This is a genomic window from Pseudomonas sp. P4_C3, assembly GCF_056402075.1.
In genome coordinates this window covers 1-11326 of sequence record NZ_JBFUIC010000144.1, presented here as the reverse complement: position 1 = coordinate 11326, position 11326 = coordinate 1, and the positions used below count along the sequence as shown (strand labels likewise).

At 56.4% G+C, this 11326-nt stretch carries 11 protein-coding genes and 1 pseudogene; 7 read left to right on the top strand and 5 right to left on the bottom strand.

Going from position 1 to position 11326, the window contains the following annotated elements:
* Positions 1–494, top strand: a 494-nt coding sequence (locus AC1DVH_RS20030) for a substrate-binding domain-containing protein (protein WP_477755267.1), incomplete at its 5' end; no start/stop codon positions are given.
* Between the two features lie 17 nt (positions 495–511).
* Here AC1DVH_RS20030 and AC1DVH_RS20025 read toward each other — a convergent pair.
* Positions 512–970, bottom strand: a complete 459-nt coding sequence (locus tag AC1DVH_RS20025; protein WP_477755266.1) for a winged helix-turn-helix transcriptional regulator — start codon at positions 968–970, stop codon at positions 512–514.
* A 135-nt stretch (positions 971–1105) separates the two neighbouring features.
* Between AC1DVH_RS20025 and AC1DVH_RS20020 the strand changes: the two genes are divergently transcribed.
* Both AC1DVH_RS20020 and AC1DVH_RS20015 read left to right on the top strand, forming a co-directional pair.
* Positions 1106–2338: an MFS transporter gene (locus tag AC1DVH_RS20020; protein ID WP_477755265.1), complete on the top strand. Its 1233-nt coding sequence runs from the start codon at positions 1106–1108 to the stop codon at positions 2336–2338.
* 459 nt (positions 2339–2797) lie between these two features.
* A complete protein-coding gene (locus AC1DVH_RS20015) occupies positions 2798–3427 on the top strand; it encodes a LysE family translocator (RefSeq protein WP_477755264.1) in 630 nt (209 codons plus the stop codon).
* Positions 3428–3447: 20 nt separating this feature from the next.
* Here the strand turns inward: AC1DVH_RS20015 and AC1DVH_RS20010 are convergent.
* Positions 3448–3792: pseudogene (locus AC1DVH_RS20010) on the bottom strand (helix-turn-helix domain-containing protein); the annotation flags it as partial.
* A 468-nt stretch (positions 3793–4260) separates the two neighbouring features.
* The gene (locus tag AC1DVH_RS20005; protein WP_223458943.1) at positions 4261–4902 is read right to left on the bottom strand and encodes a LysE family translocator; all 642 of its coding nucleotides are present in this window, start codon (positions 4900–4902) and stop codon (positions 4261–4263) included.
* Positions 4903–5090: 188 nt separating this feature from the next.
* On the opposite strand from AC1DVH_RS20005, the gene AC1DVH_RS20000 reads away from it, so the two are divergent.
* A complete protein-coding gene (locus tag AC1DVH_RS20000) occupies positions 5091–5831 on the top strand; it encodes an NAD-dependent epimerase/dehydratase family protein (RefSeq protein WP_477755263.1) in 741 nt (246 codons plus the stop codon).
* A gap of 130 nt (positions 5832–5961) precedes the next feature.
* Here the strand turns inward: AC1DVH_RS20000 and AC1DVH_RS19995 are convergent, their stop codons facing one another.
* Complete coding sequence (locus tag AC1DVH_RS19995; protein WP_477755262.1) at positions 5962–6876, bottom strand: LysR family transcriptional regulator; 915 nt, start codon at positions 6874–6876, stop codon at positions 5962–5964.
* 235 nt (positions 6877–7111) lie between these two features.
* Here AC1DVH_RS19995 and AC1DVH_RS19990 point away from each other — a divergent pair, with 235 nt between their 5' ends.
* The 3 genes from AC1DVH_RS19990 to AC1DVH_RS19980 are packed head-to-tail and all read left to right on the top strand — an operon-like array spanning position 7112 to position 9984.
* Positions 7112–8287 carry a M20 aminoacylase family protein gene (locus tag AC1DVH_RS19990; RefSeq protein ID WP_477755261.1) on the top strand — a complete coding sequence of 392 codons (1176 nt, stop codon included), beginning with the start codon at positions 7112–7114 and terminating at the stop codon, positions 8285–8287.
* A gap of 46 nt (positions 8288–8333) precedes the next feature.
* On the top strand, positions 8334–9113 hold the full coding sequence (locus AC1DVH_RS19985) for an ABC transporter substrate-binding protein (RefSeq protein WP_477755260.1): 780 nt from the start codon (positions 8334–8336) through the stop codon (positions 9111–9113).
* Positions 9114–9123: 10 nt separating this feature from the next.
* Complete coding sequence (locus AC1DVH_RS19980) at positions 9124–9984, top strand: phytanoyl-CoA dioxygenase family protein (RefSeq protein ID WP_477755259.1); 861 nt, start codon at positions 9124–9126, stop codon at positions 9982–9984.
* A gap of 478 nt (positions 9985–10462) precedes the next feature.
* Here AC1DVH_RS19980 and AC1DVH_RS19975 read toward each other — a convergent pair.
* Positions 10463–11326, bottom strand: an 864-nt coding sequence (locus AC1DVH_RS19975; protein WP_477755258.1) for a LysR family transcriptional regulator, incomplete at its 5' end; no start/stop codon positions are given.

The following is an 11326-nucleotide window of genomic DNA, read 5'->3' as shown; positions in this document are numbered from 1 at the left end:
ACCTGGTGATCAACGGTGGCGCGATCATCGGCGTCAGTGGCCCGATGAACGAGGGCATCGACGGTATCGAAAGAATTGGCGTCGGCAGCGTCGAATTGATTCCGGTGGCGGCGCCGAATCATCCACTGGCATCAAGCGATGTGAATGTTCCGGGCGCCGGGCGAGAGTTCACGCAACTGGTGCTGTCCGACCGCTCGCTGCTGACCAAGGACAAGGATTTCGCCGTCCTCAGTAACCGCACCTGGCGCCTGGCGGACCTGGGCGCCAAGCACATGCTGCTGCGTGAAGGTATTGGCTGGGGGAACATGCCCCGTCCGATGGTCGAGGAAGACCTGCAGGCCGGTCGGCTGGTACGTCTGAACTTGCCGGAATACCAGAGCGGGATTTATGCCTTTGACGTCATTTACCGCACGGATCTGCCACCGGGACCGGCCGCGAGATGGCTGATTGAGCGATTCATTCGACAAAGCTCAGCGCAGGAGGCATCCGCTTGAGGGTGTCACTTGTCGATTCACGACTCGTCGGCGACCACTCTCACTCTGTGGCAATCGGACGGCCCAAGTTTTTGACCGCTCGAGGAGCGAACTTCAATCGGCATCAGGGACTGGCCGAACGTATTGTCCAACAACACAGAACGCGTCTCTTCCCGCGTGAACAGGAAACGCTCGCCCCACTGCCTCATGCTGACCACAACCGGAAAGATCTCCTGGCCTTTCTCCGTCAGGACGTACTCCTTGTAGGCACTGCCATCCGAAGCAGGTTGAACGTCGAATACACCGACCTCAACCAGGGTTTTCAGGCGCGATGCCAGGATGTTTTTGGCCACCCCCAGGCTTTTCTGGAATTCGCTGAATCGGCGAATGCCGTCAAACGCATCGCGAATGATCATGAGCGACCATCGATCCCCAATGGCTTCCAGTGTTCGTGCTACCGGACATTCGCTGCTGTGCGATGAAGCGTCTTCGACCATCGTGTTTACCTTTTGGATAAGGGCTGCCAAGCCTGTCGTTCAATTTTGAGCAATGTGGTTGCAATTTGAAACCTGATTCAGTAACAATGGAATCCGGTTTTTAATTGAAACCAGTTTAACGCCACGGAGGCTCATGTGACAGCAGATGCCGACTCAGCCACCCAGCCTTTCGTCACGCAGGCTTCGGGGCTTTCTCCGTCACTCACGTTTTTATTTTCGGTCACCTGCGCGCTGGCAGTCGCCAACGTTTATTTCGCACAACCCTTACTCGACTCAATGGCTCAGAGCCTGGGTGTGGCCTCATCCATGATCGGCTTTGTAGTGACGGCTACCCAGGTCGGTTACGCGCTGGGGTTGCTGTTCATCGTCCCGCTGGGTGACTTGTTAAACCGTAAAGGGCTGATTCTGACTCAAGTGCTGCTGTCGGCGATTGCGCTGGCGGGGGTCGGCGCAGCACAGCAATGGTTGACCCTGTTGGGGGCCATGATCGTTGTGGGTTTGCTGGCAGTGATGGTTCAAGTGCTGGTGGCCTATACCGCCGTGCTGGCAACGCCGTCACAACGTGGCCAGGCCGTGGGAACCGTCACCAGTGGCATTGTCCTGGGCATACTTCTGGCGCGATTCACCTCCGGGCTGATCGCCGATCTGGCGGGCTGGCGCGCCGTGTATTTCGTTTCCTCGGGATTGATGCTGACCCTCGCGGCAGTGTTCTGGAAAGTCTTGCCTCCCGCAGTGACGCCACGCAGTCGATACACCTACCCGGCACTCATCCGGTCGCTCTTCACGCTGTTCATGACCGAACCGGTCTTGCGCATCAGGGGCCTGCTGGCCTTGCTGATCTTTGCCGCTTTTTCCGTGCTCTGGACATCCATGGTGCTGCCGTTGAGCGCCCCGCCGCTGTCGCTTTCACACACGGTCATCGGCCTGTTTGGCCTGGCTGGCGTCGCCGGTGCCCTGGCTGCCAGAAGATCCGGTCGCTGGGCCGATCAAGGTATGGGGCAACGCGTTACGGGCATTTCGCTGGCGATCCTGACGCTGTCCTGGTTGCCCATCGCCTTTGCACAGTCGTCACTGATCGCCCTGGTTTGCGGGGTGCTTTTGCTCGACTTCGCGGTGCAAGCCGTACACGTCACCAACCAGAGCCTGATTTTCGCGGCACGACCCGACGCGCAAAGTCGCATGGTCGGTGCCTACATGTGCTTTTACTCGGTGGGCAGTGCACTGGGCGCTGCCGCCGCGACGCAGGTTTATGCGCTATGGGGCTGGATAGCCGTCAGCCTGCTGGGCGCCTCGATCAGCGCGACAGCCCTGGTGCTGTGGTTTTTTACGTTGCAATTGTCAACGATCCATCAAGGAAGATCCGTATGAAAACCCGACACCTATTGCTCGCCATTTCGATGACGGCCATATGGCGCGTGAATTTCTCGGCGATCAAACTGGGACTCGCCACTGTCGTCTTGGCGTCGGTTTGTACGAACAACGCGCCCTCAATGCAGTGCTCAAGCGTTTTGAGCGATGCCCGTCGTGACAGCAGCACGATCTGGAGACCTTCCGGGCACGGCTCAAGCGTGGGGTGTTTTCCGCGCTCAAGCTTTCGCCATTAGCTCACACGATTTGGATGACGGTCAGCTATGTGGCGGTTGCAGCGCTTCTCGTCAGGCAGAAATCGGCCAGAAGCGGCCATTCGCACCTGCTTTACCGTGCCGTCTAGCAGATTACTTTTCCCTCTCCAAACCAGACTGTTGCGGCCAAATCCATCCGCACTGTATCTGCTCCTGCCTATCTACTACTGGTTAGCATGACTCCTCACTCACGGACTTATGCCCTATGCCGGATACCACTGACCTTTATCTGTTCATTGTTGCCGCCTTGCTGTTGTTGATCGTTCCTGGCCCTAACATGGCCATCGTCAGCAGCCATGCTGTTGCTCATGGATGGCGCGCCGGCCTCGCCGCTGCGCTAGGAATAACCCTGGCTGACGTGCTGATGACCATCATGGTTAGCGCAGGCCTCGGTGCGTTAGTGATGAGTTGGGCGCCGGCGTTTGACTTGCTGCGCTGGGCCGGCGCTGGTTATCTGATGTGGCTGGCGTGGCAGGCATTGAAGACTCCTTCTACGGATACTCAGTCTCAAGCTACACAGGCCTCGATGAGAAAGATCTTTGCCCAAGCCACGCTCAACAGCTTGTTAAACCCCAAGGCGCTGTTGTTTTTCATGGTGTTTCTGCCGCAGTTCGTCACCGCAGGTACCGGTACTGTCACCTCGCAATTGATGTTCTTGGGGTTATTGCTTGCACTTATCGCATTGATCTTTCATGCCCTACTCGGATTTTGTGCCGGACAGCTGCATATGCGCCTTCGCGAAGGCATGATCTCCAAACGCCTGGGAGCCTATAGCTTCGCTGCGGTTATGACAGCGCTGGCGGCACGTTTGCTTCTACTTAATCGACCACTTTAAAAGGAGCGAGACATATCGGCTTAACGCAATTGCCGGGGTGTTGCGTTAAGCATTTTTTTCATCAATCGCCGCAAAGATGTGGTATCCCGGTATCCGACGCGTTCGGCAATGGTATCGACCGAGTATTTACTGTTTGCCAGCAGCTCCCGGGCTTTATTGGCCTGGACACGCTGGATCAGCCGCAACGGGCTGTAGCCGGTAGCCTTGTGTATGTGTCGAGACAACGTTCGCTCTGACAAGCCAAAGTCGAATGCGAGTGTACTGACGTTGATGGTCGCCGGTAGTGAGGCTTCGATATGAGCCGTCAGCTTTGCGATCAATTCATTTCCCTGAGCCATCATTGCCGGAACCATGAAGGGCGATTGTCGATCATCCTTGATGAAGTCAACGACGGCTTATGGGGAGCCAACGGAGCAATCTGGTATTTGGCCGATTTCACTCAGGCGGCCGGGTACCGACATCTGCAGGGACTGACGGGGAAGTAAGGCAGCAAAGATCCATTGGCTTGTACGACATGCAGAGCGCTAGCTCGAGTGGCAGCGTTGGGGCACTTTCTGACGGTCGTCGTGACAGGCAGCACAGCCAAAAGCGGTCACTCGTGAATGCTCCAGGACGCGAATCTAATCAGTGGCGAGTAAACCGGTCGCCACTGAACGGAATGGCTACTCCGTAATTTCAACCTTATCCAACACCCGATTCACCGATACTTTCCGGTAAAGGGCTTCCCCCATGATGCGCCGTTTAATCTTCCTCGAAGCGCTTACTGGGTAGGTTCGTACAGAGTTTCACAGTCCCCGGCCTTCCTGTTACCGGAGTTACAAGCCCGACTCCCCTTACGCCGCCTGCCGCCGCATGGTCAGAATGGCAGCACCGAAACCGATGAATGTCGACCCCACCACCCGGCTAACCCAGCGGGACAGCGCAGGCCGGGTCAGCACACCCTTGGCCCGCGAGGCGAGCGCGGCATAGAGGCTCAGGGACGACACCGACAATGCCATGAAGATCGAGGTGAGGATCAGAAATTGCGGCAGCAATGCCGTGCTCTGATCGATGAACTGCGGAAACAACGCGGTGAAGAACATCGTCGCCTTGGGGTTGGTCACCGCCGTCAGGAAGGCCGATTTGTACAGCTTGGAGCGAGTCGGCCGGCTTTTCTTCAAGTTATCCTGAATCCCGTCCGGGAGCATCGGGCCCTTTTTGAACAATTGTCTGATGCCCAGGTAGAACAAATAACCGGCACCGATGAATTTCACCGCATTGAACAACCATTCGGAACTGGCGAGCAGCGCCCCCAGCCCCAGCATGGCAGCGGACGACAGGCAGAACAGGCCACTGGCGTTGCCGAGCGATGACCATATGGCGCTGCGCTGCCCATGGGCCAGGCTATTGTTGATCGCCATCAAGGTCGCAGGCCCTGGGCTGGCGATAGCAATCGCGGCGACCAAGGTAAAAGTCAGAATCGAGTGAGAATCCATTTTCAAAGCTCGTGGTGGTGAGGGCTGGCATATTACAGGAGCGAGCGGGACAACGAGTTAAGTGGTGCTCGGTTTCCCAGGCGGTAATTGGATTGAAAGCGCTCCTTGCCCACCGACAGCTATTGTGGATTCAGCCCCTTCGTAACGCTGGGAAGCTACAGTGACGTTTACCATAAGGACATGCTGAAATGAACGCGCGAAAAATTTTAGTCACAGGTGCTGCGGGCCGAATCGGCAGCGCTTTTTGGAAAGCGCACTACGATAAATCAGATTTGCGTTTAGCCGACATGGATGTATCAACACTTCCGCAATCGGCACAACGTTTCGCTCTCGACATCAGCGTTCAAGCCAGTTGCCTTGAAGCTTGCGAAGGCATACATACAGTGATTCATCTAGCTGCTGACCCTCGCCCAGACGCCGATTTCATGACCTCCCTGCTCCCTGTGAATATTGTGGGCACCTACAACATGCTATTCGCCGCAAAGGCTCAAGGCTGCGAGCGCTTTATATTTGCGAGCAGCGCTCAGGCTATCGAAGGTTATCCAGAGGATGTCCAGATACATGAATGTATGGCACCTAAGCCAGGCAATCTATACGGGGTCAGCAAAGCGTTCGGGGAAGCGCTGGCTTCGATGTATGCAAACGATGGTCAAATGACAACAATCGCAGTCCGTATTGCAAACGTAGCTATATTTCACCAAGGGGAAAACCACAGTCACAGGGATGTAGCTGCTTTTATTAGTATCAGGGATGTTGTCGCACTACTTAGAAATTGCGTCGAGGCCGAGCTGAGCGGATTTCATGTTATCCACGGGGTCTCAGATAACAGATATAAGCGACTTTCTATCGAGAAGACCAGAAAAGTTGTGGGGTACGCCCCCCTTGATGATGGATTTGAGATTCTGGAAGGACACGCTCAACCTGACTGAGCACCAGTAACTTCCTCTTCAACTGACTACGTCAAGAACGGCCAACTGATCTGGCAGGAGTTGGCCAGGAACAGGCAGTGACGTATGACCATGAAACCAGTGACGTTCCACTCAGTTTCGATAACAGCTCTCAGACCAACAAATCGACGGTCTGCAACATGCGCCGATAAGGAGATTGCGCATGCCCCATCTCCAGGTGAATGGTTTCGATCAGACACTCCAGAAACCGCTCGGCCGCCGGCCGCAGGGGCTGCCCGCTTCGGCTGATGGCGCCAACCGAGGCACTGCCGACCGGCTCGCGCAGAGGCAAGGCGCACAAGCCTTCGCGCTGAGCACATATCTCCACCAGCGGCCAGGGAAAGATGCTTAACATGTCGGTTTCACGCAGCAAGCTCAAGATGATCGAGAGCGAATGGGCGAAATGCACATGCCCCTGCGTCGAAATCGTTCCATCTTGTTGCGAGGCCAGTATCCAGTCAGCCGACGCCAGATCCTCCATGGTCCTGCTGTTCGACAACGGGTGTTGCTGACGGGCCACCACCGCACAATCAGCCGTGAACAGCGGCAGATAGGTCAGGTCGGTGCTGGAAAACCGGGTATCAAGCCGTCCGATAAACAGATCGACGCTCGCATCCCGCAGCAGCGGACACGCGACCGATGAAAGCCCCTCATACAATTCAAGTTGTACCTTTGGAAACAGCTGGCGAAAACGCACGACGGATTTTGGCATGAGCGTCATCGCCAACCAGGGTGTCACGGCAACCGACAAGCACCCCTCCAGTTCCCCCTTGCAATCAGGCAATACCTGACGGGCGCTGACCATCTGTGCCACCAGCAGACGTGCCTGAATCAACAACTTTTTGCCGAGCTCGGTAAACACAATCCCTGAGGTATTACGGATCAGCAATTGTGTGGCGGTGTCTGCCTCCAGCTTCTGGATGGCCTTGGTGACCGCTGCCGGCGAAGTGTCGAGCCTTTTTGCAGCGCCGCGGATGCTGCCCGCGTCGGCCACCGCCACGAGTGCATTGAGTTGATAGAACTTCATAGTGTCCGCCGGTGTTAACCCTGGGTTGCCTTGTTCACTTTCGATTGCCTGTCAGCTGCTGCCTTGGCCCACTACTCTCGGACCAACACCACCTGGGCTTCGAACCTCACCAAAAGACCGTACCAGAAAAAGCCCCGGCACTTTGATGAAACGCATGATGCCGTAAGCCATCGTCGATTGTGGCCCTTGCGACAGATTGGTTTCTCCTCTTGGTCACCAAGGAAAAACACTGCCAATGACACAGTCCATCACGCTGTTAAAAGAGATTGAGCAGGAAATGCGCGAACTGCGCCACCAGATCCATGCCAACCCTGAACTCGGTTATCAGGAGGTCGAGACTAGTGAGCTGGTAGCCGAACGATTGATCAAATGGGGTTATGACGTGACGCGCGGCTTCGCCGAAACCGCGGTCATCGCCACGCTGAAAAAAGGCACCGGTTCGCGTGTGATCGGCATACGGGCTGACATGGACGCACTGCCTATTCTGGAAAAAACCGGGCTCCCCTACGCAAGCCGGATACCGGGCAAGATGCACGCGTGTGGCCATGACGGGCATACGGTCATGCTCCTCGCCGCCGCCTACGCCCTCGCCCATGGCCATCCGTTCGATGGCACCGTCCGCCTGATTTTCCAGCCGGCCGAAGAAGGTCTGGCCGGCGCCCGACGAATGATTCAGGAAGGCGTGCTGCAACAGTTCCCCTGCGATGCAGTGTTCGCTGCACACAACATGCCAGGCTACCCTGTCGGAAAACTCGGGTTCCGAGCCGGCCCCTTCATGGCCTCCGCCGACCAGGTCAATGTCACGATTCACGGAAAAGGCGGTCATGGCGCGATGCCGCATCTGAGCGTCGACCCCGTGGTGGTCTGCGCAAGCATCATCATGGCCTTGCAGACAATCGTCTCGCGCAACACTTCACCTCAGGAAATGAGCGTTATCACCGTCGGGGCCATTAACGCAGGCAAGGCGTCCAACGTGATCCCGGACAGCGCGCACATGCTGATTTCCGTCCGCTCACTGAACAACGCCGTCCGGGACCGCCTGGAGCGCCAGATAAAACACCTCATTCACGCCCAGGCGCAGGCATTCGGCGCGACCGCCGACATCGACTACAGTGCCGACTACCCGTTGCTGGTGAATGACGAAGAAATGACCCGGTTTGCCAGTCAGGTGGCCATCGACTGGCTCGGTGAGGACGAGGTGATGAACGACATCGTGCCCTTCAATGGCAGCGAGGATTTCGCCTACTTCCTGCAGCAATGCCCTGGCAGCTATCTGATCATCGGCAATGGCGACGGTGAAAAGAGCTGCATGGCTCACGACCCTCGCTACGACTTCAATGACGACATCCTGATTCGGGGCGCTGGCTATTGGGTCAAGTTGACTGAGGCCTTCTTGCCACTCAACGCTTGAGCAAAGACCTGCCAAAACGTGAAAACCAATAAAAAATGAGGTCATCATGCAACTACGCAAATTTCAATACATCACTCTGCTGTTCGGGCTGATCATCACCCCGCTATCGCAGGCAGAACCGGTGATCAGATTCGGCGTCGACCCTAGCTACCCGCCTTTCGAGCAAAAGCAGCCAGATGGCTCATTGAGTGGTTTTGATATCGATCTGGGCAATGCCCTTTGTGCCGAGTTGCGGGTCAAGTGTATTTGGGTCGAGCAGACCTTCGACAGCATGATCCCGGCGTTAAAGGCGAAAAAATTTGACGCCATCCTGTCTGCATTCAGCGCCACCGAGCCACGTCGCCAGCAGGTCGATTTCAGCCACAAAATCTACACCGCGCCGTCTTCTCTCGTTGCCAGAAAAGACTCCGGATTGCTGCCGACGGCAGAATCATTGAAGGGCAAGTCGGTTGGGGTGGTTCAAGGCTCGCTGCATGAGAGCTATGCCAAGTCGCAATGGGGCCACCAAGGCGTCAATATCCTTACCTACCAAACCCAGGACCAGGTGTTTTCAGACCTCATCACCGGACGCCTGGATGCATCGTTCCAGGCCTCGGTACAAGCCGACATCGGATTACTGCAAAAGCCTCAGGGCCAGGGCTTTGCCTTCGCCGGTGAGCCCATCACCGACAAAAGCATCATTGGCGATGGCGTCGCTATCGGTGTCCGAAAAAACGAGCCTGATCTCAGAGAGCAGCTGAACACGGCCATTGCCAGCATTCGCCAATCAGGCCAATACGACCAGATCGCGAAGCAGTACTTCAACTTCGATATTTACGGCGAATGAGGCAATCCCCATGAACGAAATGACGCAACGCGGTGAATCTCGTTTTGCCATCCCCGTCAGCGACGAGACTGTACGTGCCTTTCAAACCGATGGTGCAGTGTGCATCCGTAATGCGTTTACTGCGCAGCAAATCAGCGAACTAACGCTGGGCATCGAGCGCAACCTTGCCCATCCCAGCCCTCGCGCAAAAGTGGCGAGCTGCCCTACGGACCCGGGATGGTTCTTCGAGGACTTTTGTAACTGGCAAGAGAATGCACACTATCGCGACTTCATCTTCAACTCCGCCATCGCCCCCATCGCGGCCGCCCTGCTGAACAGCCAACGGGTGCGCCTGCACCATGATCACTTGCTGGTGAAAGAGCCCAATACGCGCCAACGCACACCTTGGCACCAGGACCAGCCTTACTACAACATCACGGGGTCGGACACCGTGAGTTTCTGGATTCCAGTTGACCCCGTGCCCAGGGAATCGACCCTCGAGTTCATCGCCGGCTCACACAAAGGCCCCTGGTTGATGCCTCGGTCCTTCATGGACAGCCAGGCCAAATGGTTTTCCGAGGGAACATTGGGCGAGCTACCGGATATTGAAAGCCATCGCGAGGACTTTCCCATTCTCGGATGGACGTTGTCGCCGGGGGACATGGTGTGTTTCAACATGTTGACCTTGCATGCCTCTGCTGGCGTGGGCGGGCATAACCGTCGCCGCGCGTTTTCAGTGAGGGTCATAGGCGATGACGTGCGGCATGCGCCGAGACCTTGGGCCACCTCCCCCGACTTTCCTGGGCTTAAAGATGCTCTGGCATCAGATGTACCTATGGAGCACGAGCTTTTTCCGACACTCTGGCATCGAGAAAGCAGAATGTCCGAGTGATACGTCGAGATGGCGACCTTACGGCCGACCATTTTCTTCCTAGTGTACATATTCATTGCTGCGGTAACGGCCACTWAKGGTTCCGCCCTTACGGCGGGTCACTTGGAARAGCGGAACGCCGCCCGGCCCCAAGTAACCAAGGGCTYTTGCCCCTGACGTTCGGTGCCTCGCYTAGGCTCGGCATGCCCTCGCTCCGGTCCTGCTCCGTGGGCCCGCCGCSATCGGCCATCCATGGCCGGCGGCGGCTAACCCGGCATCCATGCCGGGTTGCCCACTGCGCAGAACCTSCRCTCGGCCTCWCGAGGGGGCGTGSACCGCAACAGCACCGCGAGGCGAGCTAACGCTCGACCTCGTTGTTTGGTGGTGCACGCGTTCCCCTGTAGGAGCTGCCGAAGGTTCGGGCCGCGTTCGGCAGCCCCTACAGATATTTCGTTATATGTGCTCCCCGGGATTGCGTGAAGAACCTTTTATTTGGTGCTTACTGCGCCAGATGTAGCAACAGGAAATCGATGAATGCCCTCGATTTGTGGGGCAAATGCGGGCTGTTGGGAAACACCACATTGACGGACTGCGAGGGCAGCGAATAGTCGGGCAACAACCGGATCAGCCGCTCGCTGGCGATATCGTCCTTGACCACCCAGGCGGGCAGCACCGAGACGCCTAGCGACGACAACGTCATGGAACGGATGGCCGTGGAAGAATTGGATTCAAACTGATTGATCCCGTTGATCTCGACAGTCCCCAAGTGCGGATGGCGCAACGTCCACTGGGTCGGTGCCTGCAGGTTGCTGTTGGCGATCCACGGCACCGAATTCAGGTCCTGAGGATTCTGCACCGGGTGACGTGCAAGAAACGTCTCGGTAGCCACCAGGACAATTTCATAATCCGCCAGTTTACGGCTCTTGAAAGCCGTGTCCGCCAAATGGCCTAAACGGATTACCAGGTCTAACTTTTCCGCCACCAGATCATTGAGTGACGAGTTGAAGTTATAACAGAGTTTTATTTCCGGGTAGCGCTCTATAAATTGCGGTATCAACGGAAGAATATAGGCCTCGCCGTATTCACTGGTGGAACTGAAGCGCAACTTGCCGGACACCCGATTATGTCCTTTTAATACATTATCGAAGGCGTTATCGATGTCCGCGACAATACCTTTGAATTCTTCATAAAAGTCCTGACCGGTTTCGGTGAGGGATATATTTCGGGTGTTTCTAATCAACAACGTCGCTGACAGCACGTCCTCCAGCGCCTTGACATGCAGGCTGGCCATGGCTTTGCTGATGCTCAGGTAATTGGCAGCCTTGGTGTAAGAACCAAAATCGACCACGGCAAGGAATGTCTG